The following is a 24,243-nucleotide window of genomic DNA, read 5'->3' on the forward strand; positions in this document are numbered from 1 at the left end:
GCATATCGGGAGCGACCTGCATGGACACGCCGCCTGGATTCGCCGCCACGGCCATTGAGGAAACGCTTGACCCCTCGGACTGGGCCGATGTGCAGGTCCTGTCGTATCGGATCGTCGACGATGCCATCGCTTACCTGCGCGATGTCAGAGAGCGGCCGGTGTGGCGGGAGATGCCTGGAGATGTGAGGGACTTCTTCACGGCGCCGTTGCCGCAATCACCAACCCCGCTGGCCGAAGTCTATGGCGATGTGTCCAGGAGCGTGATGCCTTACCCGATGGGCAACATCCATCCGCGCTTCTGGTCCTGGTATATGGGATCGAGCAATTTCACCGGGGCGCTCGGTGATTTCCTGGCGGCGATCCAGGGCTCCAATCTTGGCGGCGGCAACCATGCCGCCGCCCTGATGGACAGCCAGGTCGTCGACTGGTGCAAGCAGATGATGGGCTTTCCCCAATCGGCCAGCGGCACGCTGGTCAGCGGCGGCTCGATGGCCAACATCATCGGCCTGACGGTGGCACGCAACACCAAGGCGGGCATCGACGTGCGCGAGCATGGCGTTGCCGCCATCGAGAACCCGCTGCGTTTCTATGGCTCGGATCAGCTTCACTCCTGCCACCGCAAGGCGGTGGAAGCACTCGGCCTTGGCAACAATGCGCTGCGCCGTATCCCGACCGACGCCGGATTGCGGATCGACATCGAGGCCCTGCGGGCGGCGATCACCGAAGATCGTGCGGCCGGGTTCAAGCCGGCGTGCATCATCGGCAATGCCGGCACGGTGAACACCGGAGCGATCGACAATCTGCAGGCGCTTGCCAAGCTGGCGCATGAGGAAGACGTCTGGTTCCATGTCGACGGCTGCATCGGCGCGTTGATCGCCATCGCGCCAGAGAATGCTCATCGCGTCGCCGGTATCGAATGGGCCGATTCGGTCGCGCTCGATCCGCACAAATGGCTGCATGCGCCGTTCGAGGTGGGCTGCGCGCTGGTGAGGGATGCTTCAGCGCATCGCAAAACCTTCGCGGTCACGCCGGAATATCTGGAATCGACGCCGCGCGGCCTCGCCTCCGGACACTGGCTGCATGATTACGGCCTGCAGACGTCACGTGGCTTTCGCGCGCTGAAAGTGTGGATGGGGCTGAAGGAGCACGGCATCGAGAAGTTCGGCCGCCTGATCGACCAGAACATCGCACAGGGCCACACGCTCGGAACGCTAATCGAGGCCGAGCCACTGCTGGAACTGGTCGCGCCACCGAACATCAACATCGTCTGTTTTCGCTATCGTGGCGACGGGATTACGGGAGAGCGGCAAAAGGCGATCAACACCGAAATCATGCTGAGGCTGCAGGAAGAAGGCATCGCAGCCCTTTCGGATACGACGGTGCACGGCCAGCATTGCCTGCGGGTGGCGATCAACAACCACCGCACCCGGCGCGACGATTTGGACCTGCTGGTGCGGGAAACAGTGCGGCTTGGGAACGAGATCCTGAGGCTTGGGGTCGCCGGCTAAGGATCGTCAAACAAAGGGAATCGCTTCAGACAAATCACAGCGCCCAATTCGTGTGAATGATCGACTGTTGATGTCGGCGCTGCCCCTCACCTGCCTGCCGGCATCCTCTCCCCGTAGAACGGGGAGAGGAGCGCTGTCATTGATCGCTCGCCCATCACGAACGTTGCAGAAAGAGCGCCGAGGTAGCGGCCAACGGGCTTCTCCCCGTTTACGGGGAGAAGGTGCCGGCAGGCGGATGAGGGCAGCGCAACCTGAAACGACTACTCTGTGCCCCGCAACGAGGCTCACGCTTCGAGCCAGACCTCCTCGAAATGCTGCTCGAGCGACTGGTGCTGCTCGCAGCCATGCACACCCTTGCGATAGGTCCGGTAGACCGAGCGCCAGTAGGGCTGGATGATGACGCCGGAGTCGCGCAAATTCTGTTCAAGCTTGGCCATGATCTCCTTGCGGGCGCCGGCGTCGGGTGTGGCCAGCGCCTTGTCGAGCAGCATGTCGAACTCCGGATTGGCGTAGGCGGTCTCGTTCCACGCGGCGCCGGATCTGTAGGCCAGCGCCAGCACCTGGACGCCCAGCGGCCGGCCGAGCCACTCGGTGCAGGAGAAGGGATATTTGCTCCAGTCGTTCCAGAACGTCGCCGCCGGCAGCACGGTGCGTTTGACCTTCAGCCCAGCGTCGCGCATCTGCGCGGCGATGGCGTCGCCGGTGTTCTTCTGCCAGTCGACATCGACGGAGATGAGCTCGAATTCGTGGTCTGACTTGCCGGCCTCGGCAAGCAACTCCTTGGCTTGATCGACATTGCGGACGGCCGGGCCGATATCGGCGTATTCGGCATGCATCGGCCCGACATGGTGGTTCTCGGCCGGCTTGCCGCGGTCGTCCATGCCGATCTTCAGGATTGCGCTATTGTCGACCGCGAGCTGGGCGGCGCGCCGCACCCTGATGTCGTCATAGGGCGGATTGCCGACGTTGAAACGCGCGACGATGGTCGAGCCGGTGGCAAGTTCCGAATTGCTCAGATCCATGGCGTCCGTTTGCGACACAGTGTCGGCGGCGGTTTCGTGGTTGGTGTCGATCTCGCCCGATTCAAAGGCCGAGAACATGGCATTGGGATCGGAGCCGTAGTCGATCCATTGGATGCCGTCGAGATAGAAGTCGCCTTTCCACCATGACTTGTCCTTGCGGCGAACCTCGGCGCCGACCTCGGCGTCCCATTGCACCAGTTCGCAAGGTCCAGTGGTGATCGCCAGCGCCTTCAGCGGATCGCCTTCGCCATCGTAGCTGCGATGCATGATCAGCGCCGGATAGTCGGTCATGCCGGCAATCAGCGATATGTCGGGCTTCGGCAGATTGAGCCGGACGGTAAAGTCGTCGACACGTTCGATGCCGCCGTCGACCGGCTTCTTGGTGGCGGCGTCGATCAGCGCCCCCATGCGCTCGGCGACCGAATTGCCGGCAACGCCGGCATCGCACCAGCGCGTCAGGTTGTGGACGACATCGTCGGCGTTGAAGGTGTCGCCGTTCGACCAGGAGATGCCCTTGCGGATGTGCAGCGTGAGCACACGCGCGTCGTCGCTGGTCTCCCAGCTCTCGAGCAGCCACGGCTCGAAGGTGAAATCGCGATTCCAGCGCACCAGATATTCGTTGCACTGGCGGGCGACGTTGGACATCTCGACGCCGTCGAAGGTGCGCGGGTCCTTCCAGCCCTTGACGTTCATGGCGACGCGCAGGACGCCGCCGCGCCTCGGCTCTTCGGCCGCCCTGGCCGGCGAGGGTGCAAGCCCGCCGAGCGCCAGCGCACCGGCGGCGCTGACGCCAAGTGCGGCCATGGTGGCGAGATACTCGCGCCGGTTCATGCTGCCTTTCCTGAAGCCGTCGGCGACGGGCTCAGCCTGCGGATGCAACGCTCTGTCGGTCAACATGAATTTCATCGTCGATCCTCCCTGCCGGCGCGCCTTTGGCCATGGGCAATGATAGTGTGGGCTTGAGTGGGGAAGTGTTCGGGTTTCCGCAGTTGTTGTGCGCTGTTCCGCAGGGGCAATGAAACAGAGAGAGTCAATATGAGGCAGCTGAGTCACACAAAAGTGGGCATCCGACTCATATTGGAAATGATCAACTGTCGATCTCGGCGCTGCCCCTCAACCCCTGCCGGGACCTTCTCCCCGTGAAGGGCGGGGAGAAGGGGCTTGGCCGCAACGCTAGCGATCCCTCTCCCCGTTGTTCACGGGGAGAGGGTGAGGGGCAGCGCCAACGCTCTGGTAAGGGCGAAGGGGCAAGTCACACCAGTCTTGTCACTACAACCACTCGCCCTTGCCAAGCGTGGCGATGGCGGCGACGATGCGGGTGAACGCCTCGCTGGCCCGCGGCACGGTTTTGCGGGCCCGCAGGAAGCTGTGCACGAGGCGCGGCTCTTCGTACCACCAGGCGCGACCGCCGGCGGCAAGGATGCGGTCGCGATAGGCTTCGCCGTCCGACGACAGCGGGTCGCATTGCGCGGTGACGACGACCGTCGGCGGCAGGCCGGAGAAATCGCTGTCGCGCAGCGGCAGGAAGGTCGGGTCAGCTGGTGACTGTGTCTTGCCGGAGCGGACCTGTCTGTAAAATTCGATGTCGCTAAGCGTCAGCAGCGGCGCCTCGGCGTGCTCGACATAGGAGCCGGCGCTCTCTTTGCCGCCTGGCTCCGGACCGCCCAGATCGGGATAGATCAGCACCTGGCTGATTGCGGGGCGAGGATCATGGCGCGTCGCATGCGCCACCCCAGCGGCAAGATTGCCGCCGGCGCTCTCGCCGCACAGCACGATCGGCAGGCCGGCTGTCGCCGCCGCCCATTCGAACACCGCCATCGCATCGTCGAAGGCGGCCGGATGCAGATGTTCGGGTGCCAGCCGGTAGTCGGCGGACAGCACGGCAAAGCCGGTGTCGGCGCAGATCTCGGCGCAGATGTCGTCATGGCTGTCGAGCCCGCCAAGCACGAAGCCGCCGCCGTGATAATAGACGACCATCGCTTGCGGCGCCTTCCCCGCGAGCTGGTAGCGCCGGATCGGGATCGCATGGCTGCCGGCGGCAACCGTGCCGTCGCTGGCTTCGACACCTGCGGGAATGCCTGCGTGGAACGCCCGGCACATCGCGTCATAGACCGACCGCTGCTTGTCGACCGGCAGGTCCACGCCGGGCGGATACCATGCATTAACCCGGTCGATATAGGTCCACAGCGCCGGGTCGAGCAGCGTCGCGTATTTTCCGCGCTTTGCTGTCTCGGGCTTTGCGGCATCGCTGACGATCGCCATCCGGTCCCACCAAATCCGCTGGAAGCGTCAGAGCTCTTCGTAGAGCTGGGCCGCGTTCTCATAGGTAAAGCGCAAAGGCACCGAGCCCACGACCTGCCAAGCATCGACCGTCTCGCCTGCCATCAATCGGCAAGCGCCTTCGGTCGTGGTCACGGCGCCGCCATAGAGCCGGTTGGCAAGGTTGAGGATCGCGGTCTGGTGCATCGCCGTGCTGCCGCTGCCGCAGGCATCCTTGACCAAAAGCACGCGAAAGCCTGACGATACCGCATCCCTGACGGTGGCGTCGATGCAGGCCTCGGTCCACACGCCGGCAACGACCAGCCACTCGATCCCTTTAGCCTTGAGCCGGCCGCCGGCAGGGCCCGCACCGAAGGCGCTGGCCTCAGTCTTGACCAGCATCATCTCGCCGGCGACCGGCGCCACTTCCGGACAGATCGCCGTCAGCGGATCGTCCTTGTCGGAGAAAGCCGACCTGCCATTCGCATCGACTGGATGGAACCGCCGCGCCTCCCTGGTGAGATCGACGATATAGGCCGAATGATAAAGCAGCACATCATTGGCCCGCGCCGTCGCCTGCAGGCGCTGGACGTTAGCGAGAATGTCGCCAAAACCCTCGACCAGATAGCGCTTGTCCTGCCGATGCTCCTCCTGGAGATCGACGAAAACCGCGGCCGCCGTGCCGCGTTCGATGGAAATGGGCGTTTTCATGCGACCGCGCCTGGCTTCCCGGCCAACGCTGTTCCTTTCGGTGGGCTACCGCAAGCCGTGGAGATTGGCTGACGCCTAGCCAGCTTCGTCATCCCAGGGCGAAGCAGGAGCGAAGCTCCGTCGCGGAGACCCTGGGATCCATGCCGTGACGGCTGTCGAGGAGTGCGGCGGAACAGAATTCCGCACCGCAGCAGCGCTCTGAAGTCACGACATGGATCCTGGGGTCTGCGCCGCGCCGCTGCGCTCCTTGCTCCGCCCCAGGACGACGAAGCGAAGGGTGTTTCCGACAGTCGCCAAGGTCTGCGACCGGTTAAACGCGTCCGGCTATCAAAACTTCTGCGCGAGGGAATGAGCGTCAAACCTGTTTCTCCAGGAAATCGTCTTCATAGGGAAAGCGCGACAGTAGCTCGGTGCCGGTTTCGGTGACCAGGATCTCGTCCTCGAGCTTGACGCCCTCGCGGCCGCCTTTCTCGCCGATATAGCTTTCGACGCTCACCACCATGCCAGGCACGACAAAGCCGTCGCGGCCATAGGTCTCGTAGTCCATGGCATGCGCGATGAACGGCGTCTCGCCATGCATGCCGACGCCGTGCATCACCGACGTATAGCGCTGGTCGACGAAGCGGTCCGGTATCTTCCAGGCCTTTTCGGCAATCTCGCGAAACGCCATGCCCGGCTTGACGATCGAGATGTTGTGCTGAACCTGGTCGTGGGCCATGCGATAGAGCGATTTCTGATAATCCGTCGGCTTGCCCGGCCCGCAGCGGAAGGTGCGCGAGAAGTCCGAATAGTAGCCGTAACAGCCGATCGTATCGGTATCCAGCGCCAAAAGTTCGCCCGGCCTGATCTTGCGGCCGCTGGCTTCGTTGAACCACGGGTTGGTGCGCTGGCCGGAGGTCAAGAGGCGGGTTTCGATGAACTCGCCGCCTTGCCGGATCACTTCGTGATACATGATGGCGAACAGATCGTTTTCGGAAACGCCGGGTTTGATCGCCTCACGCACTGCATAGACGGCGGCCTCGGCGCCGGCCATCGACACCTGCAGGCATTTTACTTCCTCCGGCGTCTTCACTGCCCGCACGGCGAGAATTTCACCTTGGCAATCCCTGACCTCGCAGCCGCGCTTTTCCAGTGCCAGCGCCTGCAGATGGCCGCAGCGGTCGAGGCCGAGCTTCATCGAGCCGCCGCCATGCGCCTTGAGCAGTTCGGCGATCTCGTCGGCGAATGGACCTGCGGTTTCGTCGTCGCGGCCCGACACCGAAGACCACACCAGCTTGGACGGCCGCGCCTCGTCGATCGTGTCGAGCACCATCGAGACATGGTAGCTCTGCGGGTACTCGAACAGCACAATCGGCCCCGATGCAGGGATGAAGAAGTAGCGTGTCGAGTTACGCAGGAAATAGCCGAACATGTTGCGCGAGCCGGTGGCGTAGCGCTGGTTGTAGGGATCGAACAGCACGACGGCGCCATAGCCGGCCTCGCGCATCCAGGCGCGCAGCCTGGCCAGCCGCCCCTTGCGCAGCGCGTCCGCATCGATGAAGGACGGCTCGGTGTCGGACAGCCACATGCCGCCGGCCGGGTCGGCCGCCGGCGGGTGGCGCATGCGATCCCTAAAGTCGACGTCCTCGGTGCTGTCGGGGTCGAAAACGACGATGCTCATCGGGTGCCTCCTGGAGGTGGAGAAGATGAGCCATGCGCCGCGCAGAGGCTGTGCGGGATGCCGCAGATGTTGTGCCGGATGCCGCTTGAAGTCGTTCCGTAGCGCTCTACGAAGGCCCCTGTCGCGCCAACGTCTCGCAAGACCTAATGCCTCCGCGCCACCTTCGGCGCGTGCCCATGCTCCTCCCGAAATGCCCGCGCAAAACTCGACATCGAGGCGAAGCCGCAGGCCAGCGCCACGTCACGCACCATCAGCGTCGAATGCGCCAGGAGATCGGCGGCGCGCTTCAGCCGCAGGCGGCGGTAATAGCCGTTGGGCGAGATGCTGAGCTCTGAGCGGAAGTTTCGTTCGAGCTTGTCGGAGGAGACGCCCAGCTTCACAGCCAGCTCCGCCATCCCGAGCCGCTCCTCCACGGCATTCTCCATGATGGCGATGGCCGACAGCACCAGTTCGTTCTGGACGCCGGTGCGTAAGCGCAGCGGCATCAGCTTGCGGTCGACGCTGGAGCGCAGCGGGCTGTGCACGAACCATTCGGCGACGCCGGCGGCAAGTTCGGCGCCATAGTCTGATGTGATGATCTCCAGCATCATGTCGAGGCTGCCGACGCCGCCGGCCGAGGTGAAGCGCTTGCGGTCGATGACGTAGAGATCGCGCCTGAGCTCGATGTCCGGAAAGGCCTCGGTGAAGGCGGCCTGGCTGGTCCAGTGCAGGGTGCAGGCATGGCCGTCGAGCAGGCCCGCGCGGGCAAGGAAGAACGCGGCATCCGCCACCGCGCCGATATGGGCGCCGCCGCGCAGGCTCCTGCGGATCCAGCTCACGGCATTGTCGGCGACGAGATGATCGGCATTGCCGCCCGAGCAGACGACGACGCGGTCGACCTTCGGCGCATTTTCGGCGAAGAAGCCGGGCTGGATGACGACGCCGTTCGAGGCCTCGACCGGCCCCTCGGCGGCGCCGACGATGATCCAGCGGTAGCATTCCCGCTTCGCCAGCACATTCGCCGCGCGCAGCGGCTCGATGACCGAACTGAACGCCATCATCGGAAAGCCGGGGAAGACCAGCACGGCGAAGGTCAGGGGGTCGGCAGCCGTCGGTTGGTGGTGCTGTCGGTTGTTCATTGCTTCGGAGTCAGGCGAACTGAGGCATCGTGGCGCTACAATTCCGCCCAGATGCGGCTCAGGTCAATTACCTATTCCGGAGCGTTGGCGCCGCCCCTCATTGCCCTGCCGGGCATTTCTCCCCGTATAGTGACGGGGAGATAGGGGCAGCTGCGGCCTCGGCGCTTGTTCTGTGGCGTAGAAGATTAGCGAAATCATAAACGAAGTCGTCCCTCTCCCCGTCACTATACGGGGAGAGGATGCCGGGAGGCAGGTGAGGGGCAGCGCCGCATCGACAATTGCCCGTCTCAGCACAAGTCCTCCGACACGACTGCTTCCGCTCAACTCGCCAACGCCTGATCAAGATCCGCAATCAGATCATCGCCATCCTCGATCCCCGCCGACAACCGCACCAGCGAATCAGAAATCCCAATCTCGGCGCGTTTTTGCGCCGGGATCGAGCCGTGCGTCATCAGCGCCGGGTGCTCGATCAGGCTTTCGACGCCGCCGAGGCTTTCGGCGAGCGTGAACAGCTGCGTGTGTTCGAGGAAGCGTTTTGTGCCGGCGAGGTCGCGGTCGAGCTCGACTGTGATCATACCTCCGAAGGCATGCATCTGCCGCCTGGCAATTGCGTGCTGCGGGTGGCTGGGAAGGCCGGGATAGATGACCCGGCGGATGTCGGGGCGGCTTTCCAGCCAGTGCGCGATCTTCTGGCCGTTTGACGAATGGCGCTCCATCCTCAGCGCCAGCGTCTTGAGGCCGCGCAGCGCCAGAAAACTGTCGAACGGCCCGGAAATGGCGCCGATGGCGTTCTGCAGGAATTTCAGCCGGTCGGCGAGATCCTTGTTGTCGCCGACCACGGCGACGCCGCCGACCATGTCGGAATGGCCATTGAGGTATTTCGTCGTCGAGTGAACTGATATGTCGATGCCGAGCTCCAGCGGCCGCTGCAGATAGGGGCTGCAGAAGGTGTTGTCGGCGACCGAGAGCACACCTTTGCGCCTGGCCAGTGCCGCGACAGCTTCGAGATCGACGACGCGCAGCAGTGGATTGGTCGGCGTCTCGACCCACAGCAGTTTGGTTTCCGGGCGGATCGCCGCTTCGACCGCGTCAAGATCGGTGAAGTCGACGAAGTCGACCTGGAGGTTGGCTGAGCGTTTGCGCACCCGCTCCAGCAGCCGGAAGGTGCCGCCATAGATGTCGTCGGTGGCGACGACATGGGCGCCGGAATCGAGCAGTTCGAAAATGGTGGCGATCGCCGCCAGACCCGAGGCGAAAGCGAAGGCGGCTGCGCCGCTTTCGAGATCGGCCACCGCGCGCTCGAAGGCGAAGCGGGTCGGGTTCTGGCTGCGGGCATATTCAAAACCCTTGTGCACGCCCGGGCTCTGCTGGCCATAGGTCGAGGTCGCATAGATCGGCACCATCACCGCGCCCGTCGTCGGGTCGTGGCTCTGGCCGCCATGGATCGTGCGCGTCGAGAAGGCCAGACGGTTCCTGCCCGATACGGTGGCTTTGATGGTCATCTTGCGCGGCGCCTCAGATGGTTGATCAGGTCGATGCGGGTTATCAGGCCGATGAATTCGTCGCCGTCGAAGACGATCGCGACCTCGTTGCGGTCGAACACCGGCAGCAGCGCGTCCAGCGTCTGGCTGGCCTGCAGCGTGTGCAAATTGGCGGTCATGGCCGTGCGCACCGGGGCCTTGAAGCGGTCCCAGCGGCTGTCATAGGGGCCTTCGACGTGGGCGAGGATATCGCTTTCGTCGACGATGCCGACCAGTCTGCCGTCGTCCAGCACCGGCAATTGCGAGACATCCGAGCGGCGCATGCGGCCATAGGCGTTGAGCAGGCTTTCGTCCGGGCCGACAGACACGATGTCGCCGGTGCGGTGTGTGCGCATCACCAGATCGCGCAGGTCGCCATGCTGCTCGTGCTCGGCGAGGCCCTGCTCGATCAGCCAGAAGTCGTCGAACACTTTCGACAGATATTTGTTGCCGCTGTCGCAGACGAAGGTGACGACCCGCTTCGGCACGGTTTGCTCGCGGCAATAGCGAAGCGCCGTCGAAAGCAGGGTGCCGGACGACGAGCCGGCGAGGATGCCCTCCTTGGACAGCAGGTCGCGCACCGCCAGCATGCTCTGCTTGTCGGTGATCGAGTAGGCCTTTTTGACCAGCGACAGATCGGCATTGGGCGGCACAAAATCCTCGCCGATGCCTTCCACGGTCCAGCTTCCGGCCTCTTGCATCTTGCCGGTCTTGATCAATGGCGCCAGCACCGAGCCGACCGGATCGGCGAGGATCATCTCGGTCTTCGGCGAGACCTTTGCGAAGTAGCGGCCAAGCCCGGTCAGCGTGCCGCCCGAACCGACGCCGACGACCACCGCGTCGACGTCGCCGTCGAGCTGCGAATAAATCTCGGGACCGGTCGTGGTTTCATGGGCGTCCGGATTGGCCGGATTGGCGAACTGGTTGGCATAGAAGGCGCCGGGCAGCTCGGCGGCGATCTTTTCGGCCATGTCCTGATAGTATTCGGCGTGACCCTTGCCGACATCGGAACGGGTCATACGCACTTCCGCGCCGAGCGCCCGCAAATGCTGGATTTTTTCGCGCGACATCTTGTCGGGCACGACCAGGATGATGCGGTAGCCCTTGGGGATGCCGACCTGGGCGAGGCCGAGACCGGTGTTGCCGGCGGTCGCCTCGACGATGGTGCCGCCGCGCTTCAGCTTGCCCTGTTTTTCGGCGGCGGCAATCATCGACAGCGCGATGCGGTCCTTGATCGAGCCACCGGGATTCTGGCTTTCGAGCTTGATGAACAGCCGGCACTTGCCGATGGCGAATTTGGTCAGCTCGACGACCGGCGTCTGCCCGATCAGGTCGAGAACCGATGCATAGGGCGGACGCAGGCGGGACATTGCCCTGTCTGAGGATGGGGCCATGTCCGAATGGGCACTGCCCGAGGGGGAACTGTCGGGTGCGGCGATCTTATGCTTGCTCATATCAGATGCTCCATGGTCAAGCGACCGCCTTGGGCAGGCTGTCAGCCTTCTTTTTCCAGCCGTTTGCAGTCTGAAAGAAGATAGATCGTGCCAATCCGTTGGCCAGACGGGGAATGGGATCCGGTCTTCAGCTACTGGTGGTCTCAACCCAAACACCTTCTGCAGCAATCCTTCCCACCCCCTCTGCCATCAACAGATTCTGCCTCACCCCAGCAACCGCTTGCTCAGACGCGCGCACTGGACGCGGATATCCGGAATGGCGTCGATCTCGAAGAAGGTGCCGCGCGTCAGCGGTCCGACCGCCAGGATCTTGGCCGATACGGTGCCGTCGCTGGCGATGACCTCGCAATTGTCTGATACGTCGAGGCCAAGGCGCAGCGGATCCGGCCGGGCCAGCCCGCGGTCGACCAGCGACCGCACCACGCTGTTCGAGGTGGTCGAGATGTCCCTGGCGATGCCGGTGCAGTCGTAGATGCGGGCGATTTCGAACGTTTCTCGACGCTGCGTGTGGCGTGAGTGGATTTGCACGGTGAATTCGTCACCCGCCGTGATGCCGACGACACGCCCGGCGACAAGTCGGATGCGGCCCGATTGAACCGCCTCGGTGACGCGGGCGTAGACCTGTGGCGCCATGCGATGGCGGTGGATGTCCCACCATGCCTTGGTGTGCTCGACAAAGCGGCGCTTGGCCGAGGACGGCCAGTTCTGCCAGATCTTCTGGTTGAATGGCCTGAGCCCATCGACGACGTCGCGCCAGTCGATGCCGGCCTTCTGGTTTTCCCGGATCAGGTCGCGAAACCAGCCGACAAAATAAGAAAGCTGGGTGCCGAGCGGAATGTCGGCGACGTCGAGCTTGATCGGATTGCCCTTGCGGTGCGGCGAAGGCAGCAGGCCGCGCCGTGACACCGCTATAATCTCACCGCGATGGCCGCGCTGTTCGAGCGACAGGAACGCATCGACCATGCTCAAGCCGGTGCCCAGCACCAGGACTCGGGCTTCCGGGTCGAGCGCGGTGTCGGCTTCCGATCCCATCCTGATCGCATGGCCCTGGCCGGCGCCCGGCTCCTCGTCGTGCCCGGTCGCCAGCACGGCAAGGTGGGCGACGACGCTGGTGCCGTTGGCCAGGGTCACCTCGGCCCCGGACCCGGTCGGCGAGATCGTCAGGCTTTCTTCGCGGATCAGTCGAAGACGCCCCGTCTCGCGAGCCTCGAGCTCGTCCAGCAGCTCCTTCAGGTAGCGGGCATAGACGCTGCGCGGCGCGTAGACCGGCGCCTGCTCTGGGGTTGCCAGGCCGCATTCAAGCAGCCAGCGCCAGAAATTGCCGGGATCGTCGGCATAGGCGCTCATGCCGGCCGCGCTGACATTCAGCACATGCGCCGACAGCAGCGTGGAATAGGCGATGCCCTGGCCGAAATGCGGGCGCTTTTCGATCAGGGTGACACGAAGATCCGGATTGGGCGATTTCAACAGATGCGCGGCAAGGACGACGCCGCTGGCGCCGCCGCCAACGATAACGATAGAATTCGGGACGGTCGAATTCGCGCGGCCGGTCATGCGCGCACCAATTGTCTCGGGAGCCGTCGGTTCCGGCTCAGGCCTGGATTTTCAATGCGGCCGAAAGGTCGTCGTCGCCGGCGATATCGCGCATCTCGGAGAGGCTGCGCTGATCCAGCACCTCGGCGATCGCTTGCCGGACCTCGAGCATCAGATGTCGGACTTGGCATGTCGCCTCGTTGCAGTCTTCACAGTGCTGATACCGGGTGCGGCTGGCGCAGGGAATGGGGGCAAGCGGCCCGTCGAGCACGCGCACGACGTGGCCGATCTTGATTTCATCCGCCGGCCGCGCCAGGCGATAGCCGCCCTCCTTGCCCTTGCGGCTCTGGACGAAACCGGCGTTGCGCAGCTCGACCAGAATGGCATCGAGAAATTTTTTCGGGATGTTGTTTCCGGTGGCGATATCGCCAACAAAGGCGAGCTGTCCAACCGGCAGCCGCGCAAGATGGACGAGCGCCTTGAGGCCGTACTTGCCCTTTTTCGTGAGCATGGACCGAACGTTTTCCTGTCGTGCGATGGCGCAGAGGCACCGGTTGCGAAGCGCCTAGTGCGCCCCCCGCGTCCAAGCCTGTATGACACATAAATTCTAGCAACATGATATACAAGCCGGGCACCGTTGATTTTGCTTCGTTTTCAGCCGTTGAGACTATTTGCCGGACGTTCTTCCTCCTGCGAGACACGCCAATTGGACAGCCAGCGCCGACACTCATGCTGCAGGCGATCGCCGCGATATGGACATCGCTAATCGTTCTCTCAATTCCTGCAATGTTGATAAGACTACTATACTAACCCCGAATACAGGGACCGGTTTTCAAATCCTCGGCTATTCGCAGATTGATTTGCCTAGGTGGGCGCAAAACAGGAATGCTTGTTTGTGGCGGGCGCACATTCGCCGGTCAACCGAAACGCCGCCAACCACTGAGGTGGTTCGAGTGTCAGGGGCGCGAACGGTTCGCCCACACCAAGCCGCCCAGGCCGACCAGCGCAGTGATGATACCGATATAGAGCCATTGCGATTGGCCGGTCATGAAGCTGCCGCCGACGAGGCCGCTGCCCTGCAGCGACCACAGCGCGCCGAGGGCGAGCACGACCAACCCCAGCAGATTCTTGATCAATCTCATCGCCGGAACTTCCTTTCCAAGTCGATCCTCAATTCAGCCATGACCGCGATGGCAAAGCGAAAGGAGGGCGACCCGATCGTATTCGCTTCTGCTTGTATATCGACATCGGATATCGGGACAAAGACCATCGGGGATACGCGGCGACGCCGAATAACCTCTGACAAAGTGTTTCCCACCGTCTCCAAACGTGTACTGTAGTCATGGAACCGCCAGATGACTGCCGCATTTCGTACCACATTCGATCCTTAACGGCCGGGTCTGTCAAACGGAGCCACTTGCCACAGATGACGAAACCAAACCAGACCGCGCTTGTCGCGGCGACGATCGCAGCTGGCCTGATGGTCGGCGCATCTACCTCCCCTGCCGCCGCGCAATGCGGCCGCGCCTCCTGGTACGCGCTATACTCGAAGACCGCTTCCGGCGAGCGGATGAACCCGTCGGCGTTGACCGCCGCGCACCGTACCTTGCCTTTTGGCACAAAGCTGAAGGTGACCAACCGCAAGAACGGCCGCAGCGTCGTCGTGCGCATCAACGACCGCGGCCCGTTCATCAAGGGGCGCGTGATCGATCTGTCGAAAGGCGCCGCCAGGCGGCTCGGCTTCATCAGTTCGGGCCATACTTCCGTGTGCACCGACCGCGTGTGATGCTTGTAGTGTCCGGCCTGAGCCGGACACGCCTTGCCTCGTTACGCCTTCGCAACCGCACAATAAGCCGGCTGCCGCCGTTCAAGCCGGTTTTCAACACCTTAGACGAAAGTATCAGCATAAATCACGGCACTTGACGTATTGCATCGCAGCAGTTTGTTGTTAACCTCCCCGCGAGATTCAAGGCTCGGCACTGCTGTCGTCCCTTCGGTCGCAGCAGCGGGGTTCTCGATGTTCTACCAGTTCTACGAATTGAACCACGCCGCCGTGCAACCGGCCCGCCTCTATGCCGATGCGATGCGTATGTTCTACACCAATCCGCTCAATCCATTCACGCATACGTCCTGGGGCCGCTCGATCGCGGCAACGGCCGAATTGTTCGAGCGCACGACGCGCCGCTACAGCAAGCCGCAATTCGGCCTGACCAAGACGGTGGTCGACTGGAAAAGCGTCGATGTCACCGAAAAGACGGTGTGGTCGCGGCCGTTTTGCAATCTCCTCCGTTTCGAGCGGGCGACCCCCGCCGGCCGCCGCCCTGATCCGAAGCTGCTGATCGTGGCGCCGATGTCCGGCCACTATGCGACGCTGCTGCGCGGCACGGTCGAGGCGATGCTGCCCCATGCCGATGTGCACATCACCGACTGGGTCGATGCCCGCATGGTGCCGCTGGCGGATGGCAGCTTCGACCTCGACGACTACATCGACTACATCATCGACATGCTGCATGCGCTGGGACCCGATACCCATGTCATGGCGGTATGCCAGCCTTCGGTGCCGGTGCTGGCGGCGGTGGCGCTGATGGAAACGCGCGGCGACCCGTTCGTCCCCTCGACGATGACGCTGATGGGCGGGCCGATCGATACCCGCCGCAATCCGACAGCGGTCAACCTTCTGGCCGAGGAAAAGGGCATCGACTGGTTCCGCGACAACGTCATCATGCAGGCGCCGTGGCCGGTGCCCGGCTTCGGCCGTGAGGTCTATCCCGGCTTCCTGCAGCTTTCGGGATTCATGAGCATGAATCTCGACCGCCACATCATCGCCCACAAGGACTTCTTCATGCATCTGGTCAAGCATGATGGCGACAATGCTGAAAAGCACCGCGACTTCTATGACGAATATATGGCGGTGATGGATCTGACGGCGGAGTTCTACCTGCAGACGGTCGACACGGTGTTTGTCCGCCATGCTCTGCCCAAGGGCGAAATGATGCATCGCGGCGTCGCCATCGACCCCTCCGATATCCGCAATGTCGCCCTGTTCACGGTCGAGGGCGAGAACGACGACATTTCCGGTCTCGGCCAGACCCAGGCCGCGCACGACCTCTGCATCAACATCCCCGCGGACAGGCACGCTCACTACATGCAGCCGGCGGTCGGCCATTACGGCGTCTTCAACGGCTCGCGCTTCCGCTCCGAAATCGTGCCGCGCATCGTCGACTTCATCACCAGCTATGGCCGCCAGACCCGCGTTGCGGTGAGGCCGAAGCTGGTTCGCACCGCCAAAAAGTAAAGATGTAGCCTTGTGAGTCCCGGATGGCAGCCCAGTTCAAGTCGACCTGTTGCACAATAGCCGCTGTTTCGGCCGCGCGGGTAACCATGTCGCAAATCTGGCCGTTGGTATAATTGACAGGGACTGTAGATCGCCCTTAACCTTTCATTAACAACAAGGGACGAGGGGGACAATGATTTCCTCACCAATGGCGAGAAGGCTGCGCGCGTGCGCCCTGTTAGGGCTGGCACTTGCGGCAGGCTGGTCTACGGCGGCTTCGGCGGGACCAATGGCAACCGGCGGGCCGACATCGCAGCCGATCGGCCATTACGATTTCTGCAAGACCAGTCCGGCCGAATGCTCGATCCATCCGGGCAATCTCGCCCCGGCCACCATGAGCGGTGCGCTCTGGCGCAAGATGCTCAGCGTCAACGCCAGGGTCAACGCCGCCGTCAAGCCGATAAGCGACATCGACATTTATGGCAAGGACGAGGTCTGGGCCTATCCCGTCAAGGGCGTTGGCGACTGTGAGGACTATGTCCTGGAAAAGCGCCGCGAATTGAACCGCTTGGGCGTTTCCTACGCCAATCTTCTGATGACCGTCGTGCGCAAGCCGGACGGTGAGGGCCACGCCGTGCTGACCGTGCGCACAAGCAAGGGCGACTACGTCCTCGACAATCTGGACGGAAAGGTCCGCTCGTGGGACCGGACCGGCTATCGCTTCCTCAAGCGGCAGGCGATCGACAATACCGGCCGCTGGGTCTCGATCCGCGATGGCCAGCCGGTTCTGGTTGGCGCGGTTCAGTAGCAGGCCGTCACTTTGGCTGCCTCAGCGCGGCGCGGATCGATGCGGTGATGCGGCGAAGCTCCGCTTCGTCGAGTTTTTCGATGTTTTCGGCCAGAACATTGGCAAGCTCGGTGGCAGCGGGGCTGAGGCCCGACGTGTCGAGCTTCACCCGTGGGTGCGAGGTGTCCGCCAGCCGCTCGAGTTCTTCGGCATCGTCCCATATGACATTGAAATAGCCGATGATCTTCTGGACCAGCGTCCAGGTCGGCGCGCCACGGCGGCCATGCTCCAGCGCCGACAGATAGGCGGCGCTGACGCCGATCGCCTCGGCCATGGCCTTCTGACTGACACCGCGTTGGCTTCGCAGGGCGCGAAGCTTTTCGCCGAACGGGGTCACAAGTGCATCCTCATGGGGTGCATCCTCATTAGCGCCCACGCCGCAGGCGGACATAGAGCGCGCCCGAGCCGCCATGGTTGCGGGCAGCATGGTCGTGACTGGAGACAAGCGGCCTGAAAGCGGGTGTCGACAGCCAGGCGGGCACGGCGCGCCGCAAGATGCCGTCGCCGCCCGACGACGAACCCTTGCCGGTGATGACCAGCACATAACGGATGCCCCCGGCATGCGCCCGGTGCAGGAAGGAAAACAGCAGCGAATAGGCTTCGTCCTGGCTCAGGCCATGCAGGTCGACGCGGCCTTCGATCGGCAATCGGCCCTTCGACAGTTTTTCCAGCGTCGGTTCGTCGATCACATGCGAGACATGCTGCGCCTTTGCTTTCGTGGCCGCGGCAGGAGCCATCGCCTGGACACGCGGCGGTGGCTTCGTGTCATCACCGACGTCCGGGCCGATAGCCGGGATGTCGCTGGCGGACTTGCCCTTCAGCGGCTTGGCCGTGCGCGCCACCAGGTTCCAAAGGACCCGATCGTCCTCGCTCAGCCTGTCGATGCGCCGGGTCATCGCCCCGCTCCCGGTACAAGCGGGCGCGGTATCAGCGCGTAGAAATCGGCAGGGTTGCGGACAACGCCGGCGATCTCGCCGGCCGCATGTCCCGTTCCGGCGAACAGGTCGCCGCGGGCCGGCCCGGTAATGGCCGAGCCGGTATCCTGCGCGATCATCAGTCGCCGGAACGGCTTGTCGTCGAAAGCGGTCAGCGACGGCCCATCGATGTAGAACGGCGTGCCGAATGTATGCAGCAGACGGTCGACAGCGACGGAGCGGCCCGGCGTCAGCGGCACTTTTGCGCCAGCGATCGGCCCGAGTTCCGGGTCGTCGACAGCCGCCTCGCGGAAGAAAATGTAGGAGCGGTTGCGCCACAGGATCTCGTCGATGCGATCCGGATGCGCCTTGAACCAGGCGCGGACCGACTGCATGGTCACCGCTTCGAGCGGGATTTCGCCTAATTCACTCAGGATCTTGCCGGGTCCGGTAAAGCGCTGGCCGGATTTGGCGGCATAGGTGACGCGGCAAAACCGGCCGTCGGTCATGGTGAGCCTGGCTGCACCTTGCACGTGAATGAAGAAGGCGTCGATCTTGTCGGCTAGCCAGGCGATTTCCAGACCCTTGCCAGCCAAACCCTTGCCGACGAGCGCGCCGCGCTCGATCTCGCCGCGGTCGAAATACTCGACCGGCCCGTTCGGCGTGGCGCGGCCGAAGGCGAGATAGGGATCCATGCCGGGCGGCCGGTTGACGTCGTCGATGTCGACGAGATCGGCCGGGCGCGACAGCAGCGGCACCGCAAATCGTTCGGTTCGCACCGATGAAGCGTCGACCACCGGTTCATAGAAGCCGGTGACGAGGCCGGTGCCGCCGCTTTCGCCCCCTATGTGCGCCGGGATGAAATGATGCTCGAAGAAGGCGCGGGCTTGCGCCCGGTCGGTTGGCGAAACGGTGCGGGCTGCAGCGTAGGCCTCGGTGAAGGCATTGAAATCGACGCCGAGCCCGCCGGAGCGATAGGGTTTTGTCAGGACATGAAAAGCCGAGCGCCGGAAAGCCGCGAACGCGGCCAGATGGTCGTCCTCGTCCCAACCGGGCAGATCGTCAAAGGATTTTTCGCGGAACGCCTGAGATAGCGACACCGGAGCCTCGCCGTGGTCCGGGCTCAGTCTTCTTCTTCGGTGGCGACGAGCTTCCAGTTCGGGTCGCGCGAGCGCGTATCGCGGGCGAAGGTCCAGACATCCTTGACCTCGGCGACGGTTTCGGGATCGCCGTCGATGACGGCGCCGGCCTTGTCGCGCGTCGCCGAAATCAGCTCGCTGACGATGCGCAGCGTGATATGCGCCTCGCTGCCCTTCATCTCGGCGGAAACGATGTCGGCCTTGTCGATGCCGACGAAGGAGGACTGGATCTTTTCCGATTTCGCCTCTCGGTCGCCGATGGCCGCGACAAAGCCATCATAGACCTCGCGCGACAACAGGTTCTTCAGCGTCTTGCGGTCGCCATCGGCATAGGCCATCACGATCATTTCATAGGCCATCTTGGCGCCATCGACGAAGGTCTTCGGGTCGAATGCCGGATCATTGTCCTTGATCGCGCGCAGGCCCTTGTTGAGATCGGTGTCAGGCTTGGCGAAGGCGTCGATCGCCGCATAGGCGTCGATTGCCGGCTCTCCCGGCGCTCGCTTGCGCGGCAGCGAGACCACATTCTCCGGCTTCTGGGTGTCGTCGCGCGTCCGGCCCGCCGTATAGGGATCGAAGGGCGGGCGCTCACTGCCGGTGCGGCGGCCGAGCACATTGCGCAGCTGGAAAAAGATCACAACCGCCGCAACCAGAAAGAAAATCGTGCCGAAGTCGAAGAATCCCATATCTTCCGCCAATCAATCCCTACTCCGGCCGGACCGCCCGGCCAGGCAATGGCTGCGGTCGCATAGCGTTCAACATCCAAAGCATATAGAACGCAAGGTGCAATCATTCAAATTAAAGGCAGGCATACCTATCTAAAAGAGCCAGTGCCAGCGGCGATTGCCCGCAGGCCGGCAAAACATGGAAACGATCGGTCAAGATTTGCGCATTTCGCTGCTTCCCCTGTTCACCCTCGCGCTTCCGCTGCTGGAGATCGCTGGTTTCGTCGTTGTCGGCCGCCAGGTCGGCGCCCTGGCGACGGTCGGCCTGGTGCTGGCTTCGAGCATCGCCGGCGCGCTGTTGTTGCGATACCAGGGTTTCGGCGTCATGACCCGGGTCCGGGCCGAGATGGACGCCGGCCGTGATCCAAGCCGCCAGCTCGCGCATGGCGCCATGATCGTGCTGGCCGCGATCCTGCTCATCATTCCCGGCTTCATTACTGACATTTTCGGCATTCTGCTGTTCCTGCCGCCGGTTCGCGACCTTACCTGGCGCCTGTTGAAAGGCCGCATCGTGCTGGCGACCAATTTCAGCACCGGCGGGTTCAGGGCCCGGCAACGCGACAAGACCATCGACCTTGACGACAGCGACTATTCGCGCGGCGACGACTACAAGCGCGGCCCGGATCACGATTCTCCATGGCGCCGCCTCAAGGACGAGTAGCTCGCCTTGAGAACGAGTAGGGTCGGCAAACGCCTCTGGGACGAGTAGGTCGGCGAAACGCCTCCGGGACGAGTAGGTCGGCAAACCTTGTCTTGTCATGCCGGCCATGGTAGCGAACGCCCGATTTCAATCCGGTCAGCAACGCTGCCCAGGCAAAAGGACAAAGGCTTATGGCCAGCAAAGACGACGCGCCGACCGGCGCGGCCAGTGGCAACGGCGACGCGACGCAGCCCTCGCTCAATGTGCTTGCCCAATATGTGAAGGACCTTTCCTTCGAAAGCCCCGGCGCGCCGAACTCGCTGCGCGGCCGCGACAAGGCCCCTGGCATCGCCATCAACGTCAATGTCAACGCCAACCCGCTTTCGGACAAGCAGTTCGACGTCAATCTGACGCTGAACGCCAAGGCGTCCTTCGACAAGGAAGTGCTGTTCAACGTCGAGCTGGTCTATGGCGGCGTTTTCGCCATCAGCGGCTTCCCGCAGGAGCACATGCTGCCGCTGCTGTTCATCGAATGCCCGCGGCTGCTGTTTCCGTTCGCCAGGCAGATCATCGCCGAGGCGACGCGTAATGGCGGCTTCCCGCCCTTGATGCTCGATCCGATCGATTTCGCGCAGATGTTCCAGCAGAAGCTGGCTGAGGACCAGGCCGCCGGCAAGGTCAAGGTGAGCTGAAACTGGTGTTGCGCAGCCTTTGAAGAACCCGGCCTCGCGCCGGGTTTTTTTGCTTTGAGACGAGCTCCTCGATCCTGACAGGTCGGAAGCCGATCGTTCCAGCGGCCAATTTCAGTGGCGGGTCGCAGACCTTGGAGATTACCACGGAACGAAACAATCGACGTTCGCTGCCGATCGCCTTCCTACCCGTCAAAATCGCTATGCCGCGGAACTTGCTTCCGCGGCGACGCGCAGCCAGAGCGCGTTTTCGCCTAATGTGCCGACCATCCTCGCGTGCGCGCTACGCTCTGCGGCGGTCAGGCGAGACGGCAGTGCAATCGGCCGAGCGCCGATGCTGATGTCGATATCGTCGACATTTCTCCTGCCGCCGACCGGCGGCATGGCACTGTCGAGGATGAGGGCTGCCTGTTTGCCGCCGATGAGCTCGATATAGACCTCGGCCAGCAATTCCGAATCGAGCAAGGCGCCGTGCTTGGTGCGACGGGCATTGTCGATACCGTAGCGCCGGCAGAGCGCGTCCAGCGAATTGGGTCCCATCGGATGCTTGCGGCGCGCCAGCGCCAGGGTGTCGACGACAAGTCCGGGGTCAACGAGCGGATGGCCAAGCCGGCCGAATTCGACATTGAGAAAAGCGATATCGAAAGTCGCATTGTGGGCGACCAGCTTGGCGCCGTCGATGAAGGCAAGAAAATCATCGGCGATGTCGCTGAAGGTCGGCTTTCCCATGAGATCGGCGGCGCTGATGCCATGAACGGCCTGCGCCTCCGCATGAATCGGTCGTCCTTGCGGATTGATGTAATGGTGGAAGGTGCGGCCGGTCGGGAACCGATTGACCAGCTCGATGCAGCCAAGCTCGATGACGCGGTCATCGCGGAAATCGAGACCAGTGGTTTCCGTGTCGAGGATGATCTCGCGCATCGAATCATTCCGTTGGGTCCGGCGTTATTACAGCCGAATCATTATGGGAACAAATTGGCAACATATTCCGCCCGATGCAAGCGCGTTAAGCAGGCTTGCCGGCCTTATCCCCCACCAGTTCGGCGACGATCGCATTGACTGCCGCGCGCGCCGCATCGAAGCCCTGTCCAGTGTCGATGATGAAATCGGCGCGCTTGCGCTTTTCGGCGTCGGGAACCTGCCTGGCCAGGATCGACGCCAGCTTCTTTTCGCTCATGCCCGGCCGCGCCAGCACGCGGGCGCGCTGGATTTCGGCCGAGGCGGTGACGACCACGACCTTGTCGACGCGGTCGCGGCCACCGGTTTCGAACAGCAGCGGGATATCGAGAACGACAAGCGGCGCGCTGGCGGCACGGTTCCGAGCCAGGAAGGCGTCGGCGTCGGCGCGGACCAGCGGGTGGATGATCGCTTCCAGCCGTTTCAAGGCCGCGGCATCGCCGAGCACCCGCTCGGCCAGCTTCGTGCGATCGACCGACCCGGATTTTGTGGTTCCGGGAAAAGCCGCCTCCACCAACGGAGCCGCCTTGCCGGCGTAGAGGCGATGCACAGTCTCGTCCGAATCGTGGACGGGCACGCCGGCTTCGGCAAACATCCTGGCCGTAGTCGACTTGCCCATGCCGATCGATCCGGTGAGGCCGAGCACGATCATGCCTTTCACTCCTAAGTCATTCCTTGGGCACCGAGATCGGCGACGATCATCTGCCGCAATTCGGCAGTGACCTCCGGCCTGATGCCGAACCAGCGCTCGAAGCCGGGCACCGCCTGGTGCAGCAGCATGCCGAGGCCGTCTACGGTCTTCAGGCCCCGCGCTTTGGCTGCGGCCAGCAATGGCGTTTCCAGCGGCACATAGACAATGTCGGTGACGATGGCATGGTCCGGCAGCCTGCGGGGATCGGCGGACAGGCCTTCATGGCCATGCATGCCGAGCGCTGACGTGTTGACCAGCAGGCCGGCATCGGCAAGCAGCTCGCCGGTCGCGTGCGTGCCATGGGCCGAGACGCCGGCGCCGAAGCGGTGGCGCAATTCCTCGGCTCGGGCGAGCGTTCGGTTGACGATGCGGATGTCACTGATGCCGCGTTCCATCAACGCATGGATAACCGCGCGGGCGGCGCCGCCGGCACCGAGCACCACGGCCGGGCTATTTGCGGCCCAGCCCGGTGCATGCTCGTCGAGATTGGCGGCAAAGCCATGGGCGTCGGTGTTGCCGCCGCACAGACTTCCGCCCTCGAACCACAGCGTGTTGACGGCACCGATCTGTTCGGCCGCATCGTCGCGGTGCGTCGCCAGCGCGAAGGCGGCCTCCTTGTGCGGGATGGTGACGTTGCCGCCACGGTAGCCAGTCGCCTCGAGCGTTCTCACGAATTCGGCAAAAGCCTCGGGCGCGACGTCGATGGCCCGGTAGCTGCCGTCGATACCGTATTTCGCCAGCCAATAGGAGTGGATCTTCGGCGACCGGGAATGCGCGACCGGGTGGCCGGTGACGAATGCCTTTTTCGCAGCCTCAGCCATCGATGGCGCCGAGGTCACGCAGCTTGGCCAGAGCGGGCAGAAGCGGCAGCCCGACGATGGTGAAGTAGTCGCCTTCTATTCTTTCGAACAGCTGGATGCCTTCGCCTTCGATCTGGTAGGCGCCGACGCTGGACAGCGCCTTGGCGCCGACCCGCGCCAGATGGCGGCCGATGAAGGCCGGATCGAGCTTTCGCATGGTCAGGCTGGCAATGCCGACATGCCGCCACAGAACCGCACTGTTGCGGGCCAGCACCACGGCGCTGTTGAGCTGATGGGTCTTTCCCGACAGCGCCAAGAGATGGCGGCGCGCGCCTTCCATGTCGACCGGCTTGTGGAACAGTTCGTCGCCGAGCGACAGTGTCTGGTCGCAGCCAAGCACCAGGGCGCCGGGCTTTCGCTCGCTGACCTCGGTGGCCTTGGCCTCGGCAAGCACCAAGGCGACGTCTTCAGGCGAGATACCGCTGTCGTTTAGAGGCGCCTCAAGCGCGCGCTCGTCGACTTCCGCCGGAACAGCCTCGACCGGCACGCCGGCATGGACAAGCAGCGCCTTGCGGAACGGACTGCCCGAGGCAAGGATGATTTTTTCGGCCATTTTTACCGCCCGATTCCTGACGCTCACTAGGGTGTGTCGAGATTCAGGTCAGGCCGAGCCGAAAATGGTGGCTTCCGAGAACCGGAGCGGAGCGTACTTTTCGTACGTAAGCCCCGGAAGCGCTGGAAGCCGCCGTTTGCAGGCCGGCATCACCTAAATATCACACGCC

Annotated in this window: 24 protein-coding genes; 6 read left to right on the forward strand and 18 right to left on the reverse strand. The window is 63.4% G+C overall.

The features are described from left to right. Positions 1–20 precede the first annotated feature (20 nt). Positions 21–1,508: a pyridoxal phosphate-dependent decarboxylase family protein gene (locus ACWTU8_RS15600; RefSeq protein WP_455848854.1), complete on the forward strand. Its 1,488-nt coding sequence runs from the start codon at positions 21–23 to the stop codon at positions 1,506–1,508. A 284-nt stretch (positions 1,509–1,792) separates the two neighbouring features. Here the strand turns inward: ACWTU8_RS15600 and ACWTU8_RS15605 are convergent, their stop codons facing one another. The 10 genes from ACWTU8_RS15605 to ACWTU8_RS15650 form a co-directional block, all read right to left on the reverse strand. Beyond that, entirely contained in the window at positions 1,793–3,436 is a 1,644-nt protein-coding gene (locus ACWTU8_RS15605; RefSeq protein WP_455848855.1) for an ABC transporter substrate-binding protein, read from the reverse strand. Between the two features lie 363 nt (positions 3,437–3,799). Continuing rightward, positions 3,800–4,792 carry an alpha/beta hydrolase gene (locus tag ACWTU8_RS15610; RefSeq protein WP_455848856.1) on the reverse strand — a complete coding sequence of 331 codons (993 nt, stop codon included), beginning with the start codon at positions 4,790–4,792 and terminating at the stop codon, positions 3,800–3,802. A 27-nt stretch (positions 4,793–4,819) separates the two neighbouring features. Beyond that, positions 4,820–5,500: an isochorismatase family protein gene (locus tag ACWTU8_RS15615; protein WP_287331090.1), complete on the reverse strand. Its 681-nt coding sequence runs from the start codon at positions 5,498–5,500 to the stop codon at positions 4,820–4,822. A 355-nt stretch (positions 5,501–5,855) separates the two neighbouring features. Next, positions 5,856–7,160 (reverse strand): M24 family metallopeptidase, encoded by a 1,305-nt coding sequence (locus tag ACWTU8_RS15620; protein WP_065006482.1) that lies wholly within the window; start codon positions 7,158–7,160, stop codon positions 5,856–5,858. A 143-nt stretch (positions 7,161–7,303) separates the two neighbouring features. Further along, positions 7,304–8,278 carry a GlxA family transcriptional regulator gene (locus ACWTU8_RS15625; RefSeq protein ID WP_455848857.1) on the reverse strand — a complete coding sequence of 325 codons (975 nt, stop codon included), beginning with the start codon at positions 8,276–8,278 and terminating at the stop codon, positions 7,304–7,306. A 320-nt stretch (positions 8,279–8,598) separates the two neighbouring features. Next, positions 8,599–9,780, reverse strand: coding sequence for a cystathionine gamma-synthase (locus tag ACWTU8_RS15630; protein WP_455848858.1), 1,182 nt, complete (start codon positions 9,778–9,780; stop codon positions 8,599–8,601). Then, positions 9,777–11,252, reverse strand: a complete 1,476-nt coding sequence (locus ACWTU8_RS15635; RefSeq protein ID WP_455848859.1) for a pyridoxal-phosphate dependent enzyme — start codon at positions 11,250–11,252, stop codon at positions 9,777–9,779. The genes ACWTU8_RS15630 and ACWTU8_RS15635 overlap by 4 nt, the downstream gene beginning before the upstream one ends. A 204-nt stretch (positions 11,253–11,456) precedes the next feature. Beyond that, positions 11,457–12,806: an FAD/NAD(P)-binding protein gene (locus tag ACWTU8_RS15640; RefSeq protein ID WP_455848860.1), complete on the reverse strand. Its 1,350-nt coding sequence runs from the start codon at positions 12,804–12,806 to the stop codon at positions 11,457–11,459. 37 nt (positions 12,807–12,843) lie between these two features. After that, complete coding sequence (locus ACWTU8_RS15645) at positions 12,844–13,296, reverse strand: RrF2 family transcriptional regulator (RefSeq protein WP_455848861.1); 453 nt, start codon at positions 13,294–13,296, stop codon at positions 12,844–12,846. Positions 13,297–13,741: 445 nt separating this feature from the next. Continuing rightward, on the reverse strand, positions 13,742–13,927 hold the full coding sequence (locus tag ACWTU8_RS15650; RefSeq protein WP_455848862.1) for a hypothetical protein: 186 nt from the start codon (positions 13,925–13,927) through the stop codon (positions 13,742–13,744). 284 nt (positions 13,928–14,211) lie between these two features. On the opposite strand from ACWTU8_RS15650, the gene ACWTU8_RS15655 reads away from it, so the two are divergent. The 3 genes from ACWTU8_RS15655 to ACWTU8_RS15665 all read left to right on the forward strand — a co-directional run bounded on the left by ACWTU8_RS15655 (position 14,212) and on the right by ACWTU8_RS15665 (position 16,867). Then, complete coding sequence (locus tag ACWTU8_RS15655) at positions 14,212–14,571, forward strand: septal ring lytic transglycosylase RlpA family protein (protein ID WP_455848863.1); 360 nt, start codon at positions 14,212–14,214, stop codon at positions 14,569–14,571. 231 nt (positions 14,572–14,802) lie between these two features. Then, positions 14,803–16,080, forward strand: a complete 1,278-nt coding sequence (locus tag ACWTU8_RS15660) for a polyhydroxyalkanoate depolymerase (protein ID WP_455848864.1) — start codon at positions 14,803–14,805, stop codon at positions 16,078–16,080. A gap of 172 nt (positions 16,081–16,252) precedes the next feature. Next, the gene (locus ACWTU8_RS15665) at positions 16,253–16,867 is read left to right on the forward strand and encodes a transglutaminase-like cysteine peptidase (RefSeq protein ID WP_127314014.1); all 615 of its coding nucleotides are present in this window, start codon (positions 16,253–16,255) and stop codon (positions 16,865–16,867) included. A 7-nt stretch (positions 16,868–16,874) separates the two neighbouring features. Here ACWTU8_RS15665 and ACWTU8_RS15670 read toward each other — a convergent pair whose 3' ends face one another. Genes ACWTU8_RS15670 through ACWTU8_RS15685 form a run of 4 tightly spaced genes read right to left on the reverse strand, consistent with a single transcriptional unit; the run spans position 16,875 to position 19,645 of the window. Further along, a complete protein-coding gene (locus ACWTU8_RS15670; RefSeq protein ID WP_455848865.1) occupies positions 16,875–17,243 on the reverse strand; it encodes a helix-turn-helix domain-containing protein in 369 nt (122 codons plus the stop codon). Positions 17,244–17,271: 28 nt separating this feature from the next. Continuing rightward, complete coding sequence (locus tag ACWTU8_RS15675) at positions 17,272–17,802, reverse strand: Smr/MutS family protein (protein WP_029348044.1); 531 nt, start codon at positions 17,800–17,802, stop codon at positions 17,272–17,274. Continuing rightward, positions 17,799–18,920, reverse strand: a complete 1,122-nt coding sequence (gene mltA / locus ACWTU8_RS15680) for a murein transglycosylase A (RefSeq protein ID WP_455848866.1) — start codon at positions 18,918–18,920, stop codon at positions 17,799–17,801. Before mltA ends, ACWTU8_RS15675 begins: the two co-directional genes overlap by 4 nt. 23 nt (positions 18,921–18,943) lie before the next feature. Further along, positions 18,944–19,645 (reverse strand): Tim44/TimA family putative adaptor protein, encoded by a 702-nt coding sequence (locus tag ACWTU8_RS15685; RefSeq protein WP_065006492.1) that lies wholly within the window; start codon positions 19,643–19,645, stop codon positions 18,944–18,946. Positions 19,646–19,844: 199 nt separating this feature from the next. On the opposite strand from ACWTU8_RS15685, the gene ACWTU8_RS15690 reads away from it, so the two are divergent. Continuing rightward, entirely contained in the window at positions 19,845–20,345 is a 501-nt protein-coding gene (locus tag ACWTU8_RS15690; RefSeq protein ID WP_455849075.1) for an FxsA family protein, read from the forward strand. Between the two features lie 170 nt (positions 20,346–20,515). Beyond that, entirely contained in the window at positions 20,516–21,016 is a 501-nt protein-coding gene (gene secB / locus ACWTU8_RS15695; RefSeq protein ID WP_029348040.1) for a protein-export chaperone SecB, read from the forward strand. A 198-nt stretch (positions 21,017–21,214) separates the two neighbouring features. On the opposite strand, the gene dnaQ is transcribed toward secB, so the two are convergent. The 4 genes from dnaQ to ACWTU8_RS15715 all read right to left on the reverse strand — a co-directional run bounded on the left by dnaQ (position 21,215) and on the right by ACWTU8_RS15715 (position 24,074). Beyond that, positions 21,215–21,934: a DNA polymerase III subunit epsilon gene (gene dnaQ, locus ACWTU8_RS15700; RefSeq protein ID WP_455848867.1), complete on the reverse strand. Its 720-nt coding sequence runs from the start codon at positions 21,932–21,934 to the stop codon at positions 21,215–21,217. An 85-nt stretch (positions 21,935–22,019) separates the two neighbouring features. Next, on the reverse strand, positions 22,020–22,622 hold the full coding sequence (coaE, locus tag ACWTU8_RS15705) for a dephospho-CoA kinase (protein ID WP_455848868.1): 603 nt from the start codon (positions 22,620–22,622) through the stop codon (positions 22,020–22,022). 11 nt (positions 22,623–22,633) lie between these two features. Then, entirely contained in the window at positions 22,634–23,482 is an 849-nt protein-coding gene (locus ACWTU8_RS15710; RefSeq protein ID WP_287331231.1) for a shikimate dehydrogenase, read from the reverse strand. Next, positions 23,475–24,074 carry a Maf-like protein gene (locus tag ACWTU8_RS15715; RefSeq protein ID WP_029348037.1) on the reverse strand — a complete coding sequence of 200 codons (600 nt, stop codon included), beginning with the start codon at positions 24,072–24,074 and terminating at the stop codon, positions 23,475–23,477. The genes ACWTU8_RS15710 and ACWTU8_RS15715 overlap by 8 nt, the downstream gene beginning before the upstream one ends. Positions 24,075–24,243 lie beyond the last annotated feature (169 nt).

The sequence above is a fragment of the Mesorhizobium sp. BHbdii genome (assembly GCF_053848045.1).